The organism is Streptomyces sp. NPDC059373 (assembly GCF_042751495.1).
Classification (GTDB): domain Bacteria; phylum Actinomycetota; class Actinomycetes; order Streptomycetales; family Streptomycetaceae; genus Actinacidiphila.
This window is the reverse complement of sequence record NZ_JBHYXC010000006.1, coordinates 58,584-78,683: the sequence shown is the minus strand read 5'-3', so window position 1 is coordinate 78,683 and position 20,100 is coordinate 58,584. Positions and strand designations below refer to the sequence as shown.

The following is a 20,100-nucleotide window of genomic DNA, read 5'->3' as shown; positions in this document are numbered from 1 at the left end:
GGCAGCGGACAGCCTCGCCGTCGACGCCCCGGTCCAGCGGCTCGCCGGTGCGCCCGCCGGTGCGCCCGCCGACGGGCCCCGTCGGACCGGGCCCGGATTCCGGCTGGTGGTACGGGAATCCACCGCCCGCCGGACGCCCTGGGCACGGCGGGCGGTGGACTCGCGTCAGGGCGTGAGGTAGCAGGACTTCCGGACGCCGGGCAGCGGATCGGTGCCGAAGGCCGCCGTCGTGCAAGGCGCGCCGCCGGTGAACGACTTGTAGACATAGCGACCCCGGGCGCCGTACGCGACGGTCTGCACTCCGGTGAAGGCGCAGGTGTCGGCCTCGACGGCGCAGGTGGTGCCGTAGCCGACGGGGCCGCCCGAGACGGTGTAACAGGCCTTCGACTCGCCGGGAATCGGGTCACCGAAGGTGGCGTCGGTGCACGCCATGTCACCGGTGGCCGTGACGGTGGTGAACGCGCCGAAGGCGCCGTACGCGACCGGCTGTCCGGCGGCGGCGGAACAGGTGCCGTTCTGGGCCGCGCACTGCGTCCAACCGCCGGCCGGACCACCCGAGGGCGGCAGGTAGCAGGACTTGGCCACACCGTCGACGGGATCGCCGAAGTGGGTGTTGGTGCAGTCCACAGACCCGTTGGTGACCTGGTAGGAGAAGGAGCCGTTGGCTCCGTACGCCACGTTTCGGTTGTAGCCGGGGACGGAGCAGGCCGCGTTCTCGGCGGCGCAGACGGTGTAGCCGGGCGGGCCGCCCGCTTCGGCCACGTAGCAGGACTTGACGAGGTTTGCGGCAGGGTCGCCGCCGAAGGAGGCGTTGGTGCAGGCGGTGCTGCCCGTCACTGTCTTGTACGTGTACGACCCGGCCCCGTACGCCACGACCCGGGTACCGCTGAAGCCGCACGACCCGCCCTCACCGGCGCACCGGGTGAAGCCGGCCCGCAGCGCACTGGTGCCCGGTGGGGTCGGCGGTGTGGGGTTGCCGAGGCCGGTGGCGGTCACGCTGTAGCTGCCCGGGGCGACACCGGTGAGGTAGACGTAGGTGCCGTCCTGGCTCGCGCCGCTGATGCCGGGGGCGGCGGTGAAGGCTCCGTTGCTCCAGACCACGCTTCCGTTCACCGACACCGAGATGTTGCCGGCGCCGAACGTGGGGACGCCGATCCGCCCCGAGGTGCCGGACGGGCTGGTGAGCTGCGCGGCGTAGGTGCCGGCGGCCGGATCGCGGGACCACGACGCGTTGATGGCGCCCTGGGGCATGGTGATGCGTCCTTCGGCGTGGGTCAGGTCGCCGGGGTGCGGGACGAAGCGAAAGGCGCCGGTCGCCGACTCGGGCGCGGTGCCCAGGACGTCGAAAGTCAGCGTGGAGGTGGGCGCGGTGGACCAGCCGTGGGCCAGGCTCATGAACGAACCGCCGTAGGCGAGGCCGCCGTCGGCCTTGAGACCCTCCCAGAAGGTGCTCCTGGTGCCGATGTCGCTGTCCAGCATGTGACCCCAGGTGCGGCGGATCTGCGCCAGGGCGTTGTCGTCGTCATTGGCGGTGAAGCGGGCGTTCAGCTCCATCCCGCCTGCGAAGGGCGACACATTGCCGCCCCACTCGGGCGTGGTCGGGCCGTAGGCGCCCCAGTTCTTCCCGAGCCCCGCGATGATGCTCTGCGACTTCGCCGTGGAGTCGGTCAGCCCGTACCAGACGGCGAGCGAGTTGCCGTCCTGCGGGTGCAGGGCGCTGGTGGGGTTGTCCCGGTACATCCCCGCCGACGCGTCCCACAGCCGGGAGTTCGCGGCGGTCTTCAGAGCGGCCGCCCTGCTGGTCCAGCTCGCGGCGAGCGCGCTGTCGCCCTCGACGGCCGCCAGGGTGGCCCCGGAGGTGAGCGTGGCGTACAGCAGTGCGTTGGCCGAGATGTTCTCGCCGCCCTGGCCGACGCGCGCCCAGTCCTGCGTCCGGGTCACGTTGAGCAGGTTGTTGCCGTCGATCTTGTTGATGATGAAGGTCATCCCGCGCTTGTAGTTGGCCCACTCGGAGTCGAGCCAGGCCCGGTCGGCCGAGTAGGTGTAGTAGGTGGCCGTGCCCAGCAGCGTCCACGTGTGGTAGGTGTCCGACCCCGTGAGGTTGAACGGCGGGCCCGACCAGGGGATTTCGCCCGCCGACGACTGCGCGTCGTACATCGTGGTGAGCGCGTTGCGGGTCGGGACGAGGTCGTTGGTGGAGGCGTACTGGGTGGGGACGGCGATGCCGAGGTCGCCGGGCCACACGGTGCGGTCGCGCTTGGCCCCGTCCACCAGGACGCTGTCGCCCACGGCGACGGTGGCGCTGTTGTCCCACTCCGAAGCCGGCGGCGGCCACGCGCGGCCCTGGTTGGAGGCGATCGTGTCGAGCTGCACGGTGTACGCGCCGGCGTACCAGATGCGGTTCAGCAGGTCGTCGCTGGAGTAGAAGTAGTTGGCGTAGTCGGCGGGGTCGGACTTCCCGGGAGCCGCGGTGAAGTCGATGCTGACGCCCTTGAGGTCCACCCAGCCCGAGGTGTTCAGGAAGACCGTCAGGTAGCGGAAGCCGCCGCGGAGTCTGGCCGTGGGCATCGTGTAGGTGCCGTTGGCGGGTGCCGCGCCGTAGATGGCCCCGTCCGCGTTGCCGCCGCTGCTCGCGTCGCTCGTATTGCCCACGTACAGGGACGACTCACTGAAGGCCAGGCCGACCTGCTGGCTGTTGTCGCTGGCGCTGCCGAAGGACAACGTTGCCAGGCCGCCGACCTCCTTGCCGAAGTCGAGGGTGACGGCGGACTGTGAGCCGGAGATCCGCGTCGACTGTCCGCTCAGGACGTTCTGCGGGTTCGCGACGCTGCCTGACGTGGCGTACACGGCGGTCGGCCGGACCGTCCGGGAGGTCGGCGAGTAGTTCAGGGCGTCAAGTGCCGCTGAGGGTACGGCGGCCACGGCCGCCGAGGCCACCACGGCCGAACCCGTGGTCGTGGCGCCCGCAGGTGGGGCGAGGCCTGCCATGACCAGGGCGGACAGGACCACGAGGATACGGACGGCGGTGCGCCATGACGTGGCCGATCGGTCCTGCGTGGGGTGGCGACGGCGCATCGTGACCTCCGGGGACGTTGAAGACGACTACGGTATGAATCGATTCAAATTCACTGCGGCGAGAAGTCCGTGACCGGTTGGGCAAGGGGGGTGTGCGAGGCGGCTCGCCGAAGTTCCACCGATGATGAGGGTCGGGTGTCGGGGTGTCAACCCATCGCGAGCGTCTCGAGTCGACCTCGATGAGAGCGCTCTCATGTCATTGACAGGGCCTTGCCAAGGCGGTTCACTTCCCCGAGGAAAGGTGTGGACCAGTAGGCGAATCCTGGCCGACCAGCCTTGCCGTCGATTGGCCGACGCCGCACGCAAGTTGACCCCCCATTGCATGATCGAGCCTGGTGAAGGCGGTGACAACGTTGTCCAATCCACGTGCGACAGTTGCACGCTCAGGGAAGCCCCCCACGACACCGTGGATCCCTCGGATGGTCAGGCTTCTCCTGACGGCCGTCATCGCGGCGTCGGCGCTCGTCCCCTTGGCGACGCCCGCCGCCGCGGCCACCGCGGTGTGCGTCCTGTCCTGCGACACGCGCGATCCCTCGCTCGCCCAGCAGGAGAGCTTCCCGGTTCCGAACAAGGTCATCAACGGCCGCCGCCTCGAACTGCACGTGTCCGACGCCGACGACATGGCGTGGGCCGGCATCGACAACGGGGTGACCGGCGACTCGGTCTGGCTGGACCGCTCCTGGGACGGCGGCGCCACCTGGGAAGGGCTGCTGGGCAAGGCGAGCATCCCGGGCACATGGACCGGGACCAGGACGCTGATGTACAACATCACGGATCCCCGGAACCACCGGCGTGGCCTGGTCCGCGCCTGCGGCGACGCCAACGCGGTCGGCTGCACGGCGTGGGTCTACCCGACCGTGTGCGACACGCTCTGCGACGGCACCGACCCCGGACAGGCGGCCGGTGACGACCAGCCGGTGTCCGCCACCACCCTCTACGGCCGCAGCATCCGACTGCACGTCGACCAGAAGAACTCCATGGCCTGGGCCGGTATCGACAGCGGCGGCGCCGGCGACGAGATCTGGCTGGACCGCTCCTGGGACGGCGGGACGAGCTGGCCGGACGGAAGCTCGCTCGGCCGTACGAGCGTGCCCTCCGGTGCGACCACGACCCGTACGACGATGTTCGCCACCCGCGACCCGCGCGGTCTCCTCTACGGTGGCGCGGTCCGTGCCTGCGGCCGGGAAGCCTCGCACCAGGAGGGCAGCTGCACCGCATGGGTCCGGCCGGCGCCCACCAGGGCGCGCGCGGCGGCGGACGCGCTGATGGCCTCGTACGACCCGTACAACGGCTGGTGGCCGAGCAGTTGGTGGAACTCCGCCGCGACCCTCACCTCGCTGATCGACTTCGCCAGGACCACCGGCACCCATGACTACGACTGGGTCATCGCGCGCACCTTCGACCAGAACCGCGGCACCTTCGCCGCAGGCGTACGCAGCTCGGACGCGATCGAGGGCGACTTCATCAGCCGGGCCATCGATGACGCGGGCTGGTGGGCCGTGGCCTGGCTGGACGCGTACGACTACACCCACGACGCGCGCTATCTGAACGAGTCGGTCACCATCACCACCTACGTCAACCAGTACTGGGACACCAGCACATGCGGCGGCGGGGTGTGGTGGGACCGCGAGCGCACCTACAAGAACGCCGTGACCAACGGGCTGTACCTGTGGCTGACCGCGTCCCTGCATCAGCGCATCGCCGGCGACACCGTCTGGCTCCAGCGGGCGACGACGGCCGCGTCCTGGTTCAGGTCCAGCGGGATGATCAACTCCGCGGGCCTGGTGAACGACGGACTGACCTCGGCCTGCGGCAACAACGGCAGCACCGTCTGGAGCTACAACCAGGGGCTGGCCATCGGCGGCCTCACCGAACTGTGGAGGACGACGGGGGACAGCTCGCTGCTGACCACCGCACGCACCCTCGCCGACGCCGCGATGGCCCGCCCGGAGCTGACCACCGGCGGAGTGCTCACCGAGTCCTGCGACGTCGGCTCGGCGAGCTGCGACGACAACCAGAAGCAGTTCAAGGGCATCTTCATGCGGCACTTCGCCGACCTCGCGCAGGCCACCGGATCCGCCACCTACCAGCAGTACGTCCAGAAGCAGTCGGACTCCCTCTGGGCGCACGACCGGACCTCCCTCAACGCCCTCGGCGAGCGCTGGGCCGGCACCACCCCCAACCAGACCGACTGGCGCACCCAGGCGAGCGCCCTCGGCGCCCTCACCGCAGCCGGGTGACCCAGGGCCTGTCCGGCGGATCGGGGTCGGGTCCACCCTGATCCGCCGGACAGGCCCCAGCCGGGCCCTAGCCGACCTTCTCGAGGTCGAGGAGCTGCCGCTTGCGCTCCAGTCCGCCGGCGTAGCCGGTCAGTGAGCCGTTGGCACCCAGCACCCGGTGGCACGGGCGGACCACCAGCAGCGGGTTGGCGCCGATCGCGGTGCCCACGGCCCGGGAGGCCGTACGCGGGATGCCGACGAGGTCCGCGACCTGGGCGTACGACAGGGTGGTGCCGTACTCGATGGTCTCCAGGGCGCTCCACACCCGCTGCTGGAAGGCGGTGCCGCCGGCGGTGTATTCGATGGCGAACCGGGTCAGCGTGCCGTCGAAGTACGACGTCAGCTGCCGGATGATCTCGGCGAAGGCCTGCGGGTCGTGCCGCCGGCCGTCCCCGACGACGGCGACGCCGCCTTTCTGGCCGGGCACGGACAGGGAGGTGAGGGCGGTGCCGCCGTTGGCGGTCGCCGACTCCTCGCCCACCAGCAGCAGCTCGCCCAGCGGGCTGTCGAACGTCGCGTAGATGGTCATGGATCTTCCTCTTGAAGGCTGTTTCTGGCTACGCGTACGAGTCTGCCGCTTGCGCAGCACACCGTCCGGCGGGATTCGGACGTCGCGTTCGCCGGTCCTCCAGGGTCAGCCGCGCGCGGGGACGGGCCGGAAGGGAGCGCCGTGACCTGGGATGATGAGGCTGGGCCGCAGGGCGAGGAGCTGTTGCCTGGAAGCCGTCAGGGCATCGCCGTCGCTGGCGAGGGGGTCCTCGACGGGGCCCTCTTCGCTCCACCAGAGGTGGGTGGCGGCGACCAGACCGTCCTGGGTCTCGGCGAGGGTGGTGATGTCCTCGGCGGTGTGGCCGGGCGTCCGCATGAGGCGAACGGACGGCGAGAGGGCGAAGCCGTCGGCGTCCCGGTCCTCCCAGACGTCGTCGCGGTAGATGGCCCAGTGGTCGTGAAACCGCGCACGCTGGAACAGGGCGGCGTTGAGGGTGTGGTCGGGGTGATGGTGGGAGAAGACCACGTCCGTCACGTCGTCCGGCTCGATCCCCAGGCCCTTGAGCGGATCGAGGATAAGTCCACGATCGGCGACCATGCCGGGATCGACGACGGCGATCATGTCGCCCTCGCGGATCAGCGTGACCGTGCCGGCGACCCGGTCATCGGCGTATCCGACGGTGAGAATGTGAACAGTGGCGGTCACGGTCATCCTTCCGAAATGCACAAGGTCGCGTCAGAGTGCCTGAAAGACGCGGTGAGAACAAGATCGGACCCGCGGGGCGGTGCGCAGGGCGGCGTCAGGACGCCTTGATCCACTCCTGGATGAGCCGGACCGTGCGGTCCGGGCGTTCCTCGTGCAGGTAGTGGCCGGTGGCGGGCCAGTGCTCGACGCGCGAGCCAGGGGCGTGGAGCGCGCCGCGCTCCCAGTCGGCGTAGGCCTCGGCGGTCCACACGGTGAGTGCGGGCTGTGTCCGGCGGCGCAGGTACTGCTCGGCGGCCGGGCGCAGGCCCACCGCGCCGGGGTCGAGGTACATGCCGGCGTAGGACTGCGCGATGACGTGGCCGGGGGTACCGAGCATGGTGCGCACGTGCGCGGTGCGCAGGCCGGTGGGCGCGATGTCCGAGAAAGCGCCCGCCACGAAAGGCGCCGCGGCCTCGGCCCCGTGTTTCTGGTAGGCAGTCAGATTCCGGCGCATGTCGGGGAGTTCGGATTCCGGGGCGCCATGGGCGGGGTCCAGGGCGATGACCGACCGTACGGCCGCCGGGTGGTGGACGGCGAGGAGATTGACCACCTGGCCGCCCATGGAGTGGCCGACGGCGGTGACCGGGCCGGCCCCGAGGCGGTCGATGAGGGCGGCGAGGTCGTGGGCCATCGCCGCCGGGGTGTTGTCCCCATCGGGGACCGGTGATCGGCCGTGGCCGCGCAGGTCGGGGACGAGCACGCGGTGCCGGCCGGCCAGGGTTTCGGCGTGCCGGGACCACTCGCGGCCGTCCCCGCCCCACCCGTGCACCAGGAGCACGGGCGGCGCGTCGGCGGGACCGAGGTCGGAACGGAACAGGTCGAGGGCCGTCACGCCATCACGCCGCTACGGCTCGGAGTGCTCGAAGTAGGCGTCCAGGGCGGCGTCGAGTTCTTCCGTCCACACCTTGAGGTCGCTCCTGGCCGGCGCCTCGACCTCGGCCTCGAACCAGCGGTTGGTGCCCGTGTAGACCGTGACGGTGAACCGGCGGCCGAACCGGGGCGTGTCGACCTCGACCGCGCCGATCTCCTCCCAGTCGAACTCCGCCTCCTGGTCGTCCAGCGTGAACCGGACGCCGGTCCGGTCCGCGGTGATGGACCCGCGGCGGTCGGAGACCCTGAAGACCGGGCCGCCGTCTTCTTCCGCGGCCTCCTCGGCCTCCTCGGCCTCGTCGGCTTCTTCGTCCACGTCGGCTTCCCCGGCCGCCTCCGCGGAGTCGGCCGCGTCGTCGTCGGCGTCCTCCGGGGCGTCCTGGACGACGGCGTCGTCCGGCGGCTGCTCGGCCGCCTTCTCCTCGGCTGTGTCGTCCGCCTCGGCAGGGCTCGGGGACGTCAGGCCGGGGATGTACGCCGGATCGGTGCCGGCGGCGGGCACGGGCGGGATGAACGGACCTATGCGCTGTTCCACGGCGGGCAGTATTGCGGATGAACCTGTGCCGGGAACAGGCGGCCCCATCCGCCACGCCCGCCGGGTAGGCTCCGGCGGGCGTGCCAGGCGGTCAGCCGTCGCCGTCCTGGGCGGCCTCCCCCTGGTGCCGGAGGTGACGGCCCGTCGGTTGTACGGCAGGGACGGACCGGGTGAACTGCGGGCGAATTCTGGCTTTTCCTATGGTCAGAGGACCCTTCGCGGCCGGCCGGCCTCCCTAGGATGATCTGCGCGCCTTTCGTCCGTCCGTACGACCCTTCTTGGAGGCCCGGCGTGCCCGAGCCCCGGCCCGTCCCGGTATCCACGCCGCCCCATGCGGCCGTGCGGCGGCGCCGTGCGCTGCTCGTGGGCGGTGCGCTCGGGGCGGTCCTGGCGGTCGTCGCCGGGGCGCTGGCGGTCGGCAGCTGGACGCGGAGCGGGCCACGGCGGGCGGCCGCGTCGGCCTCCGACGGTCTGCGGCACACCTCCGTCGAGGTCTCGCCCGGGGGGTGCGGGCGCGGCTGGACCAGCCCGCAGCCCGGCAAGCAGGTCTTCGACGTGCGCAACACCTCCGGCGGGGCTGCGGAGGTGTATCTGACCGATGCCAGGACCGGAGCGGTCTATGCCGAGGTGGAAGGCCTAGGCGCGGGGACCGTCCGGCAGATGCCGGTGACCCTCGGCGATGGCTCGTACGCCTTCAAGTGCCTGCCCGACGACGCGGACGCGGTCACCGGCCCCACCGTCCGCATCACCGGCTGCACCGCAGGCAGCGGCCCCGCCGCCGTGCCGGTGACCCAGCAGGACCTGATCCCGCCGACGCTGGCCTACCAGAAGTGGATCCAGGCCCGCATGGCCGACCTGGTCAGCCGCACCGACGCCCTGCGCGCAGCCGTGGACCGCGGTGACCTCGGCGCCGCCCGGGCCGCCTGGCTGCCCGCGCACCTGGTGTACGAGCGCATGGGCGCCGCCTACGGGACCTTCGGTGACGCCGACAGCGCGATCAACGGCACCACCGCCGGGCTGAGCGGCGGCGTCCACGACGCGGGCTTCACCGGCTTCCACCGCGTCGAGTACGGCCTGTGGCACGGCGAGTCGGCGCGCGGGCTGCGCGGTCCGGCGGACCGCCTCGACAAGGCCGTACGGTCGCTGCGCGACAGCTGGCCGCAGCAGCGGATGGATCCGGCCGACCTGGGCCTGCGGGCGCACGAGATCCTGGAGAACACCGTGCAGTTCGAGCTCACCGGCCGCACCGACTACGGCAGCGGCACCAACCTGGCGACCGCCCGCGCCAACCTCGACGGCACCGAGACGCTGCTCGGCTACCTCCGCCCCCTGCTGAAGACCCGGGACACCGGCCTGCCCGGGCTCGACTCCTGGCTGGACCGCACCCGGCGCACCCTCGACGCCTGCGAGCACGGCGGCCGCTGGACGCCGCTGTCCGCCCTGGACCGTACGCGGCGCGAGAAGGTCGACTCCGACGTGGGCGAGGTCGTCGAGCGCCTCGCCGACGTCGCCGTGCTGACCGACGTACGGAGGACGGCGTGAACGGCCTCAACGGCCCGAACGGCCTCAACGGCCCGAACGGCCTCAACGGCCTCAACGGCCCGAACGGCCTCAACGGCCCGACCGGGGTGGGCCGTCGGGGTTTCCTGGCGAGCGCGGCAGCGGTGGCGGGCACCGGCCTGGTGGCCGCCGACCGCAGCTCCTCGGCCGCCGCGCCGGCCTCCGGGACGACGGGCGTGCCCTTCCACGGCCGGCACCAGGCCGGGATCCTCACCCCGGCGCAGCGCGCCACGGCCTTCGTGTCCTTCGACGTGACCGCCGACGGCCGCCGCGAACTGGCCGACCTGCTGCGCACCATCACCGACCGGGCCCGCTTCCTCACCGCCGGCGGCACTCCGGACCCGGCCGGCATCACCGCCCCGCCCACCGACTCCGGCACCCTCGGCCCGCAACTCCCGGCCGACGGGCTGACGGTCACCGTCGGCGCCGGCGCCTCGCTGTTCGACGACCACCGCTACGGCCTGGCCGAGCGCAGGCCGCGCAGGCTCACCGTCATGCCGTCGTTCCCCGACGACGACCTCGACCCGGCCTGGTGCCACGGCGACCTCAGCGTGCAGTTCTGCGCCGCCGGTACGGACACGGTGCTGCACGCCCTGCGCGACGTCGCCCGGCACACCCGGGGCGGTATGCAGGTGCGCTGGCGGATGGACGGCTTCGTCAGCACTCCGCGCCCCACCGGAACGCCCCGCAACCACCTGGGCTTCAAGGACGGCATCGCCAACCCCGACAGGACCGACGCCCGCGAGATGGACCGCCTCGTGTGGGTCGGGAAGGCCAACGCCGAGCCCGCCTGGGCCACCGGCGGCAGCTACCAAGTGTTGCGGGCCATCCGCATGCTGGTGGAGTTCTGGGACCGCGTCTCGCTCCCCGAGCAGGAGCGGATGTTCGGCCGGGCCCGGGACACCGGCGCGCCGCTGGACGGGCGGCACGAGACCGACTCACCCCAGTACGCCCAGGACCCGCTGGGCGAGGTGATCCCGCTGGACAGCCACATCCGGAAGGCCAACCCGCGCACCGCCGCAACGGCCGACCAGCGGATCCTGCGCCGCGCGTACAACTACGACCGGGGCATGGACTCCAACGGCAACCTCGACATGGGCCTGCTCTTCTGCTGCTACCAGCAGGACCTGGCCCGGCAGTTCGAGACCGTACAGAAGCGGCTCGCCGGAGAACCGCTGGTCGACTACGTCAAGCCCTTCGGCGGCGGCTACTTCTTCGCGCTGCCCGGGGCGCGGGACAGCGCCGACTGGCTCGGCCGATCACTCATGGCCTGACGCGCTCGGGTCAAGAACGAGCCAAGAGATCCATGGGAAGTTTCTGACCGTGTGTTCACCCGTGCTCCATCGGGGGAATCCCGGCAGGCTGTTCCCGAGACCGAGGATCCGGCCGTAAACGCGGAATTCAGCACCCCCGTGGGAAGGCGAGACAGCATGATCGGCACAGGAAGGTCCTCGGGCGCGCGGCGCCGGGGAATCCGCTTCGCCGCGCTTCTGGGGACGGCCGCACTGGTGGCGGCCGGCGGAGCCGCACCCGCGTCGGCCGTGGCCGCACAGAGCGCCGGCTCCGGCAGCACGCACACCTCGACCCCGATCAAGCACGTGGTCGTCATCTACGACGAGAACGTCTCGTTCGACCACTACTTCGCCACCTACCCGCAGGCCGCCAACACCGACGGGACCACCTTCAAGGCCGCCAAGCAGACCCCCAAGGCCGACAACCTGCTCAACGCCGGGCTGCTGACGAAGAACCCGAACCTCTACCTGCCCAAGCGGCTCAGCAGCTCCCAGGCCATGACCTGCGACCAGAACCACTCCTACGGTCCCGAGCAGTACGCGGCCGACAACGGCAAGGCCGACAAGTACGTCGAGAACACCGAGGTCAGCACCTGTAGCGGCGGCCTCTTCGGCGAGCCCGGCCTGGGCATGGACTACTACGACGGCAACACGGTCACCGGACTGTGGAACTACGCCCAGCACTACGCGCTCAACGACACGTCGTACAGCTCGGTGTTCGGCCCCTCCACCCCGGGCGCCCTCAACCTGATCTCGGGGCAGACCCACGGCGTGATCTCCGTCGACCCCGCCTCCGGCACGGAGAACCCCCAGCAGACGTCCACCCCGGACCCGAACGCCGTCGTCTCCCCGGACGCCAAGGGCGTCGGCACGGTGATCAACGACCCGGACCCGGCCTTCGACGACTGCTCGGACAAGGACCACACCAGTACCAGCGCGCTCGCCGCGTTGCAGGGCAAGAACATCGGCGACCTGCTCAACGCGAAGAACGTCTCCTGGGGCTGGTTCCAGGGCGGCTTCCGGCCCAGCACCGCCTGGGACGGCAAGCAGGGCGACTACGCCAAGTGCGCCGGCGCCACCCACACCAACCTCGGCGGCGCGGCGGTGGAGGACTACAGCCCGCACCACTCGCCGTTCGAGTACTACAAGTCGACGTCCAACCCGCACCACCTCGCGCCCACCAGCGTCAACGAGATCGGCCACAACGGCCGGGCCAACCACAACTACGACCTGACCGACTTCGACGCCGCCGTCCAGGCGAACAAGCTCCCCGCGGTGAGCTTCCTGAAGGCGTCCGAGTACCAGGACGGCCACGCGGGCTACTCCGACCCGACCGACGAGCAGCACTTCCTGGTCAACGAGATCAACCAGCTGCAGAAGTCCCCGGAGTGGAAGAGCACCGCCGTCGTCGTCGCCTACGACGACTCCGACGGCTGGTACGACCACGCCACCTCGCCCGTCCTGAACGGCTCGACGAACTCCACCCTCGGCTCCAACGGCAAGGCCATCGACAGCCCCGCCTGCCAGGGCGGCCCGGCCGCCGCCGGCGGCTACGCCGACCGCTGCGGCCCCGGCACCCGGCAGCCGCTGCTGGTCATCTCGCCGTACAGCAAGGTCAACAAGGTCGACCACACCCCGACCGAGCAGGCCTCGATCACCAAGTTCATCGAGGACAACTGGGGCACCGGCCGGATCGGTGACGAGTCGTTCGACAAGCGGGCCGGCACGCTGGGCGGCATGTTCGACTTCAGGCACCCGAACAACAAGCAGGTGCTGCTGAAGCAGGACGGCTCGGTGGAGTCCGTGAAGAAGATCCCGCACCAGACCACCGCCGCCGGATCCGCCGGCCTGGCCACGGACAACCTGACCACCCAGCCGCTCGCCGACACCGGCACCTCCTCCCCGGCCCTGCCGATCGGCATCGGGGTCGGCGTCCTCGCGGCAGGCGGAGCGGCCTCCGTCTACGCCCTCCGCCGGCGCAGGTCGAACGCCGGGGGCACCTCCGCGGCGTAGCGAGCCTCTGACCCGCCGTCCGCTGTCCACGCTGACGGCATGAGTGGCGACGTGTGGGACGTCGGCGCGGCTGCGGCGACGTGATCTACGGCAGCAGCGGCAACGACCTGATGTACGGAGGCGCCGGGACCGACAAGCTCTCGGGAGGACCCGGCAACGACCGCGTGTACCAGTAGGAGCCGCGCACCGAAGGCCCCGGACACCGCCCTTGTGGCGAGGTGTCCGGGGCCGAGGTGTGGGCGGGGTCGGTCAGCCGATCGAGGCGCCGTACGCGTCGAGCGCCGCCTGCACCGGCTGGAAGAAGGTCTCGCCGCCGCTGCTGCAGTCGCCGCTGCCGCCCGATGTCAGGCCGAGGGCCGTGTCACCGGAGAAGAGGGCGCCGCCGCTGTCGCCCGGCTCGGCGCACACATCGGTCTGGATCAGGCCGGAGACGGACCCCTCCGAATAGTTGACGGTGGCGTTCAGTGCCGTGACGGTGCCGTCGTGGACCTGGGTGGTGCTGCCGCTGCGCTGGACCGTCTGGCCGACGGTGGGCGTGCCGGCCTGGCTGATGGCCTGGGTGGAGCCGTTGTAGAGGTCGACCGCGCTGGGGTGGTCCACGCTGGTGTCGGTGTACTTGACCAGCGAGTAGTCGTGGCCGGGGAAGGTCGCGGCCTCGGTGTGGCCGATCTCGGAGCCGCCCTGCGTGTCGGACCAGCTCGTGATGTCGACGCCGCAGTGGCCGGCGGTGAGGAAGTACGGCTCGCCGCCCTTGACGACGTTGAAGCCGAGCGAGCAGCGGGCGTTGCTGCCCCAGATGGCGTCGCCGCCGGCGATGAACGGCTTGAACTCCCCGGCCGACTTCTTGATGGTGGCCGTGCCGTCCCCGAGCGCGCCGACGGCCTTGGTGAGCTTGTCGAGCTTCGCGCCGGTCACGGTGCGGTCGGCGGTGACCACGACCTTGTCGGTGCGCGGGTCGATCGCCCAGGCGGTGCCGGGAATGCTCGCCTGCTCGGTCAACGTCCCGGTGGCTGCCCGCAGTTCGGCGGTGCTGTTCTGTACGGTCTTCGGTACGGCGCCGGCCGCGCGGACACTGTCGGCGGCCGCGGAGTCGACGACGTTGACGACGAGGCGGTCGGTCTTCGCGTCGTAGTACGAACCCGCCGTGCCGTCCGCGCCCAGCCGCGACGTGAGGTCGGACGCCAGCGTGACGGCGGCGCCGGGGGTGAGCGTCTTGGGGGTCGTCACGGAGGGCTGCGCCGCGTTGGCGTTCGGCAGCAGGATCGCGCCGGCCGCCAGGACGGCGGCGCCGGCTCCGGCCAGTGAGACGTAGCGCTTGGGTATGCGTCGGTGCTTCACAACAGGACTCCTGTGGGGGGAGTTGGGACCGCACATCGGCGGCGGACCCGGAGGAAGTCGCCCTTCAGGCCGTGAACACCGAAGAAAGTCGTGTGCACGCCAAGCGACACCGGAGAGTATTCCGAGCCCGCTCAAGCCCGTTCAAGGCCTGACCCCCCGGTCTGCACAGCAGTCTCACAGGATGTCCGCGACCCGCCCGGACAGATGTCGCTGAGATGACCCGATAGTTTCGCATGTGTATCAGGAGCCTTGCCGCTCTTTCCGTGCCGGAACAAGCTCTGGCCACCGACGTGCCCGGAGCGCACCCCCACAGAAGGAGACGCACCGCTATGAGCCGCGACAACTGCAACCGCAACAGCGATCACCACCGCGACCACGCACACCGAATATCCCGCCGCGGCCTTCTGCGCACAGCGGGAGGCATCGCCTTCGCCGGGGCCGCGGGCGGACTGACCGCCGCGTTGAACGGCGGCAGCGCGAACGCCGCTCCCGCGACCTTCGCCCATCCCGGCATGCTGCACAACTCCGGGGACCTCAACCGTGCCAAGGTCCGGGTCGCCGCCGGCAACAACCCGTGGCTGTCCGGCTGGAACCGGCTCACCGCCAACGGGCACTCCGCCGCCACCTGGGTGGCCAACCCCCAGGCGACCATCATCCGAGGCGGCACCGGCGAGAACTACGGCACCCTCTACAACGACATCCACGCCGCCTACCAGAACGCGCTGCGCTGGAAGATCGCCGGTACCACCGCCAACGGCGACGCCGCGCGGAACATCCTGAACGCCTGGTCGGCCAAGCTCACCACGGTCACCGGCAACGCCGACCGGTTCCTGGCCGCCGGGATCTACGGCTACCAGTTCGCCAACGCGGCCGAGCTGATGCGCGGCTACAGCGGGTTCGACCTCGACCGGTTCAAGACGATGATGCTCAACGTCTTCTACCCGCTCAACAACGACTTCCTGCTCCACCACAACGGCGCCTGCATCACCAACTACTGGGCCAACTGGGACCTGTGCAACATGAACTCCATCCTGGCCATCGGCATCCTCTGCGACGACGCCGCCAAGTACGACCAGGCCGTGAACTACTTCAAGAACGGAGCCGGCAACGGCTCCATCGCGCACGCAGTCCCCTTCCTGTACGACAGCCAGGGCCTCGCCCAGTGGCAGGAGTCGGGCCGCGACCAGGGCCACACCATGATGGGCATGGGCCAGATGGGCGCGTTCTGTGAGATGGCCTGGTCCCAGGGCGACGACCTGTACGGCTACGACAACAACCGCTTCATGAAGGCCGCGCAGTACGTCGCCAAGTACAACCTCGGCCAGGACGTGCCCTTCACCACGTACACCTGGGGTACCGGCCAGAGCTGCGCCTACCAGGAACACACGGCGATCTCCTCGTCCTCGCGGGGGCAGGTGCGGCCGGTGTGGGACATCCTCCACTACCACTACACCCGGCGCCGCTATCTGTCCGTCCCGTACATCACCGCCATGGCCGAGAGCGTCCGCCCCGAGGGCGGTGGCGGAGACTACGGAACGACCAGCGGCGGCTTCGACCAGCTCGGCTTCGGCACCGTCATGTACGCCAAGTGAGCCCGGCGCGGCCTCAGCTCAGGGAGCGGTAGAAGTCCACGTGGCGCCGGGCCGCCTCGGCCCAGGTGTGGCGGGCGGCGAGTTCACGGCCGGCCGCCCGCCGGGCGGGGTCCTCAACCCTGAGGGCACGGCCGAGTTCGGCGGCGAGGCCGTGCGGGGTCGCGGCGAAGCGGGCGGCGGCGCCGAAGACCTCGCGCAGGACGGGCAGGTCCCGTACGACGAGGGGGACCCCGGCGGCGAGGGCTTCCATGGCGGCGAGGCCGAAGCCCTCCTTCAGCGACGGGAAGGCGAAGGCACCGGCGGCGCCCACGAGCGCGGGCAGGTCGTCGTCGGGCACCGCGCCCAGCACCACCGGCTCGACGCCGAGTTCCGCCGCCCGTGCCTCCCACCGGGCGCGGTAGTCGCGGTAGTCGAAGAGGGTCTCGCCGCCCGCGATGACCAGCCGCACGTCACCCGGGTGCCGGTCGAGCAGCAGGGCGTACGCCTCCAGCAGGTCCAGGGAGCCCTTGCGGGGCTCGATCCCGCCGACCGTGAGGACGTACGTCCCGAGCCGGTCCCGCCGGCGGGCGCGGGCGGCCGGGTCCGTCGTCGCGAAGCGTTCGTACGCCACGCCGTTGGGGATCACCTCGGCCTTCAGCCCCCAGCCGTCGGCGAGTTCGCCCGCGACCGAGCGCGAGACGCAGATGTGGGCGTACGGCTCGACGATCGCCCGCTCGTGGCAGGCGGCCAGCTCCGGGGTGGTGAAGTGGTCGAGGTGGTGGACGGTGCGGACGCAGCGGCCCACGGCGTTGGCACTGATGCAGTCCTGGGCGTGCACGACGTCGTACGAGGAGGCGGCCGGGGCGAAGGCTCCGCGCAGGGTGGCGATGGAGCGCAGGATGCGTTCCCCCACGCTCTCGTCGGGCGGCCCGTCAGGGAAGGTCACGATCCGCAGCCGTACGGCGGGACTTACGGGCCGGAAGAAGCCGCTGTCGCCGCCCCGGCCGAGCGACCAGACCGTCACGTCCTGGCCGGCGGCGGCCAGTGCCTCGGCCAGGGCGAGGGTGTGGACGACGCCGCCGCGCGGCTTGGTCGAGTAGCTGAGCAGGGCGATCTTCACGACGTGGTCTCCCGGTAGGCGGCGGGCCGGCGTTCGCCGAGGTGGCGCAGGATGCGGCGGGCGCGGTCGACCTCGGCCGGCACGTCGAGCTCGGCGACGGCGAGGCCGGCCTTGGCCCAGGTGCGGGCGAGGATGTCACCGCCGGGGCCGACGACCTTGGCCTGGCCGAGGAAGCGCATGCCGCCCATGGCACCGGTCTGGTTGGAGGAGGCCAGGACGACCTGGTTCTCCGCCGCCCGCGCCTGGTCGTACAGGTCGAAGAGCTTGGCCTGGCGGTCCTGGGCCATCCGCGGGGCGCGGTTGGTGATACTGGTCGGCCAGGCGGACAGGCAGGCCAGGATCTCGGCGCCGTCCAGGGCGAGGCTGCGGGCGGACTCCGGGAAGGTCTTGTCGTAGTCGATGAGCATGCCGATCCGGCCGACCGGGGTGTCGAAGGCGTCGAAGCGGTCGCCGGGGGCGTACGCGGCGACCTCCCCGGCCGGGAGGTGCACTTTGCGGTGGCGGCCGAGGACCCCGTCGCCGCTGACGCAGACGGCCGCGTTGTAGCGGTCGGGGTCCGCGCCGTCGGTGGCGGCCTCGCAGTAGCCGACGCAGACGACCATCTCGGCGGCGAGGCGGGCGATCTGGAGGATCAGCGGGTCGTCCGGCTTGAGCGCGGGCGGCAGCGCCTCGGGGTCCGGGTGACGCAGGTCGGCCAGGTAGCCGCCGAGGGCGGCGTCGGGCAGGACGAGCAGCCCCGCGCCCTCCTTGCGGGCGTCGTCGATCAGTTTGCCGATCCTCGCCAGGCAGAAGTCCAGGTCGCGGCCGAAGTGGGCGGCCACGGCCGCGATCCGGATGGTGCTCATGCCTTGACTGCTCCTGTGTACAGGCCTGTGGTCAGGTCGTAGGTCTCGGGGCGCCGGTCGCGCAGGTGCCCCATGGAGCGACGGGCGGTCTCCAGGGCCTGGGCGACGTCGAGTTCGGCGACGGCGATGCCGGCCGTCACCCCGGTGTCGGCGAGGATCTCGCCACCGGGGTCGACGACCTTGGCGCTGCCCACGAAGCGTAGCGACCCGAAAGTGCCCGCCTGGTTCGCGGACACCCACACCATCTGATTCTCCAGCGCGCGAGCCCGGTCGAACAGGTCGAAGCGGCGCTTCCAGCGGTCGTTGACGAGATCGGCGGCAGGGCTGGTCCTGGCGCCCGGCCACGCGGAGACACAGACCCCGATCTGCGCCCCGTCCAGCGCGAGCGCGCGGGCGGACTCCGGGAAGGCCTTGTCGTAACAGATCATCATGCCGATCCGCCCGACCGGGGTGTCGAAGGCGTGGAACTGGTCGCCGGAGGCGTAGCTCGCGTCCTCGCTCAACGGCTGGTGGACCTTGCGGTGATTGCCCAGGACGCCATCGCCGGTCACGCACACCACGCTGTTGTAGCGGGAGTCGCCGTCCGCTTCGCAGTAGCCCGCGACCACCGTCATCCCGCCCGCAAGCGCCGCGAGGCGGGCGATCTCGGGGCCGTCGAGGGCGAGCGGAGGAGGGCCCGCGTCGAGCTCGGTGTCGTCGTCGAGGCTGAGCAGGTAGCCGCCGAGGCAGGCCTCCGGCAGCGCGAGCAACTGCACGCCCTGCTCGGCGGCCTCCTTGATCAGCCGCTCCACGACGGCGAAGTCCTCCTCGAGGTCGCGGCCGAACTCGGCGGCCACAGCGGCCATACGAAGCGTGCTCATGCGGTCCCCATTCCGGTCACCGTGCCGGCGACCGCTTCCGTGATCTCTCCGTCGGGCCAGCGCAGCCCCACGCCCTGCCCTGCGGTCAGCTCCCCGCACTCGGCGCCGGTCGCCGGCCCGGCGGCCAGTGGCGACGCGCCCGGTTCGTCGGCGGTGAGCATGGCGAAGCCGGGGAAGCACGTGAGCCAGTCACCGACTGCCGCCCCCTCCGGCCGCGGCACGGCGGCCACGTCGAGTACGGCGCCGCAGCCGCCGGCCTCCGCGAGCATGCCGAGGGTGCCGACCATCCCCGCCATCGACACGTCCTTGGCGGCGGCCGGGCGTGCGGCGGCGACCGCGCCCAGCATCGTACGCAGCTCGTCCGTACGGCGATGAGTGGTCGAATCCCACTGGCGACCCCGGTATCCGGCCCGCCAGCCGCCGCCGAGGTCGGCGGTGACGCGTACGGCATGCCCGGGACGCCCGCCGCCGCCCGGTACGGGGTCGGGCGTACGGCCCAGGGCGGTCACCGACAGCGCGGCCGGCACCCCGAACTGGGTGTGGCCGCCCAGCACGGGGACGCCGTAGGCCTCGGCGGCTCGCTTCAGCCCCGACAGCACCCGGGCGGCATGCGAGGCGTCCCGCGCGCCGAGCGCGTCCAGCAGCCCGATCGGCGAAGCGCCCATCGCCGCAAGGTCGTTGACGTTGACCAGCACCGAGCACCAGCCCGCCCACTCCGGGTCCCGTTCGACCATGGACGGCACGATGGCGTCGCAGGCGGCAACCACGTCGGTGCCCGGCACCGGCGCGCCGTCGTCGCCCACGAAGCCGGTGCCGCCGGGGCTCAGCCCGGCCAACAGCGGCCCCAGCGCGGCCTTCGTGGCCGAGGCCTGCGCGGCGATCCGGCCGATCGGCCACCGCATCAGCACATGCGGCGCCCCGGCCACCGTGATCTCCCGGACCCGCCGCCAGCCCAGCCGCGTGAACAGCGGCTCGCCCCGCACCTGGACCGTCGCGTCGAACCGCAGCGCGCCCTCCGCCTCCGCCCGCGCACAGGCCGCCCGCACCAGCGCCGCCCCGACCCCGCCCAGCCGCCGCGCGGCCGGTGCGACCGCGAGCCGTCCCCCGGCCCACCACCCGATGTCGGGCCCGTCCTCGACCGGCCCCAGCCGCACGCCCCCCGCGACCGCGCCGTCCCGGTCGCGAGCGACGAGTACCAGCGTGCGCGGGTCGTCGTCCCGGTCATCGAGGTCGTGCCCCTCGAAAAGCCCCTGCTCGTGCACGAAGATGTCCTGCCGCAGCCGCCGGTAGGCGCTCAACGCCTCCGCGCTGGTTGCCTGTTCGATCCGGAAGCCGGGCTGCCGGGCGAGGGTGCTGCGGTCGCCGAGCAGCAGCAGGATGTCATCGGTCACCGCCTGGCCGGGGTGACGGCCGACCAGGTCGAGGAGGGGCTCATCGGAGCCCGTCCGGCGATTGAGGACACGCCCTGAGGGCGTCCGGGGGACGGGGGGCGTTCCCCCGGTGTCGTT

General features: G+C 71.6%; 16 protein-coding genes. 6 read left to right on the top strand and 10 right to left on the bottom strand.

The window, feature by feature from the left end:
• Positions 1-165: 165 nt before the first annotated feature.
• Positions 166-3,075: an alpha-L-rhamnosidase-related protein gene (locus ACFXJ5_RS13075; protein WP_384630428.1), complete on the bottom strand. Its 2,910-nt coding sequence runs from the start codon at positions 3,073-3,075 to the stop codon at positions 166-168.
• Positions 3,076-3,494: 419 nt separating this feature from the next.
• Between ACFXJ5_RS13075 and ACFXJ5_RS13070 the strand changes: the two genes are divergently transcribed.
• A complete protein-coding gene (locus ACFXJ5_RS13070) occupies positions 3,495-5,315 on the top strand; it encodes a glycoside hydrolase family 76 protein (protein WP_384630427.1) in 1,821 nt (606 codons plus the stop codon).
• A gap of 67 nt (positions 5,316-5,382) precedes the next feature.
• On the opposite strand, the gene ACFXJ5_RS13065 is transcribed toward ACFXJ5_RS13070, so the two are convergent.
• The 4 genes from ACFXJ5_RS13065 to ACFXJ5_RS13050 all read right to left on the bottom strand — a co-directional run bounded on the left by ACFXJ5_RS13065 (position 5,383) and on the right by ACFXJ5_RS13050 (position 7,993).
• Positions 5,383-5,883, bottom strand: a complete 501-nt coding sequence (locus ACFXJ5_RS13065) for a methylated-DNA--[protein]-cysteine S-methyltransferase (protein WP_384630426.1) — start codon at positions 5,881-5,883, stop codon at positions 5,383-5,385.
• Between the two features lie 105 nt (positions 5,884-5,988).
• On the bottom strand, positions 5,989-6,549 hold the full coding sequence (locus tag ACFXJ5_RS13060) for an MBL fold metallo-hydrolase (protein ID WP_384630425.1): 561 nt from the start codon (positions 6,547-6,549) through the stop codon (positions 5,989-5,991).
• 94 nt (positions 6,550-6,643) lie between these two features.
• Entirely contained in the window at positions 6,644-7,420 is a 777-nt protein-coding gene (locus ACFXJ5_RS13055) for an alpha/beta fold hydrolase (protein ID WP_384630424.1), read from the bottom strand.
• A 12-nt stretch (positions 7,421-7,432) separates the two neighbouring features.
• Positions 7,433-7,993 carry a hypothetical protein gene (locus ACFXJ5_RS13050; protein ID WP_384630423.1) on the bottom strand — a complete coding sequence of 187 codons (561 nt, stop codon included), beginning with the start codon at positions 7,991-7,993 and terminating at the stop codon, positions 7,433-7,435.
• A 240-nt stretch (positions 7,994-8,233) separates the two neighbouring features.
• On the opposite strand from ACFXJ5_RS13050, the gene ACFXJ5_RS13045 reads away from it, so the two are divergent.
• The 4 genes from ACFXJ5_RS13045 (at position 8,234) to ACFXJ5_RS13030 (ending at position 13,034) form a co-directional block, all read left to right on the top strand.
• A complete protein-coding gene (locus ACFXJ5_RS13045) occupies positions 8,234-9,535 on the top strand; it encodes an EfeM/EfeO family lipoprotein (protein WP_384630422.1) in 1,302 nt (433 codons plus the stop codon).
• 86 nt (positions 9,536-9,621) lie between these two features.
• Entirely contained in the window at positions 9,622-10,827 is a 1,206-nt protein-coding gene (efeB, locus tag ACFXJ5_RS13040) for an iron uptake transporter deferrochelatase/peroxidase subunit (protein ID WP_384630554.1), read from the top strand.
• A 156-nt stretch (positions 10,828-10,983) separates the two neighbouring features.
• Positions 10,984-12,858: a phospholipase C gene (locus ACFXJ5_RS13035; RefSeq protein WP_384630421.1), complete on the top strand. Its 1,875-nt coding sequence runs from the start codon at positions 10,984-10,986 to the stop codon at positions 12,856-12,858.
• Positions 12,859-12,911: 53 nt separating this feature from the next.
• Entirely contained in the window at positions 12,912-13,034 is a 123-nt protein-coding gene (locus ACFXJ5_RS13030; protein ID WP_384630420.1) for a hypothetical protein, read from the top strand.
• A 73-nt stretch (positions 13,035-13,107) separates the two neighbouring features.
• On the opposite strand, the gene ACFXJ5_RS13025 is transcribed toward ACFXJ5_RS13030, so the two are convergent.
• The gene (locus ACFXJ5_RS13025; protein ID WP_384630419.1) at positions 13,108-14,196 is read right to left on the bottom strand and encodes a S1 family peptidase; all 1,089 of its coding nucleotides are present in this window, start codon (positions 14,194-14,196) and stop codon (positions 13,108-13,110) included.
• 329 nt (positions 14,197-14,525) lie between these two features.
• Between ACFXJ5_RS13025 and ACFXJ5_RS13020 the strand changes: the two genes are divergently transcribed.
• A complete protein-coding gene (locus ACFXJ5_RS13020) occupies positions 14,526-15,788 on the top strand; it encodes an alginate lyase family protein (RefSeq protein ID WP_384630418.1) in 1,263 nt (420 codons plus the stop codon).
• A gap of 13 nt (positions 15,789-15,801) precedes the next feature.
• Here the strand turns inward: ACFXJ5_RS13020 and ACFXJ5_RS13015 are convergent, their stop codons facing one another.
• From ACFXJ5_RS13015 to ACFXJ5_RS13000, 4 genes are read right to left on the bottom strand one after another with little or no spacing between them, the layout of a single operon-like run.
• Positions 15,802-16,887, bottom strand: coding sequence for an MSMEG_0565 family glycosyltransferase (locus ACFXJ5_RS13015; protein WP_384630417.1), 1,086 nt, complete (start codon positions 16,885-16,887; stop codon positions 15,802-15,804).
• On the bottom strand, positions 16,884-17,732 hold the full coding sequence (locus ACFXJ5_RS13010; protein WP_384630416.1) for a carbon-nitrogen hydrolase family protein: 849 nt from the start codon (positions 17,730-17,732) through the stop codon (positions 16,884-16,886). Before ACFXJ5_RS13010 ends, ACFXJ5_RS13015 begins: the two co-directional genes overlap by 4 nt.
• Positions 17,729-18,592 carry a carbon-nitrogen hydrolase family protein gene (locus ACFXJ5_RS13005; RefSeq protein WP_384630415.1) on the bottom strand — a complete coding sequence of 288 codons (864 nt, stop codon included), beginning with the start codon at positions 18,590-18,592 and terminating at the stop codon, positions 17,729-17,731. Before ACFXJ5_RS13005 ends, ACFXJ5_RS13010 begins: the two co-directional genes overlap by 4 nt.
• Positions 18,589-19,983, bottom strand: coding sequence for an MSMEG_0567/sll0787 family protein (locus ACFXJ5_RS13000; RefSeq protein ID WP_384630414.1), 1,395 nt, complete (start codon positions 19,981-19,983; stop codon positions 18,589-18,591). Before ACFXJ5_RS13000 ends, ACFXJ5_RS13005 begins: the two co-directional genes overlap by 4 nt.
• Positions 19,984-20,100: the final 117 nt, after the last annotated feature.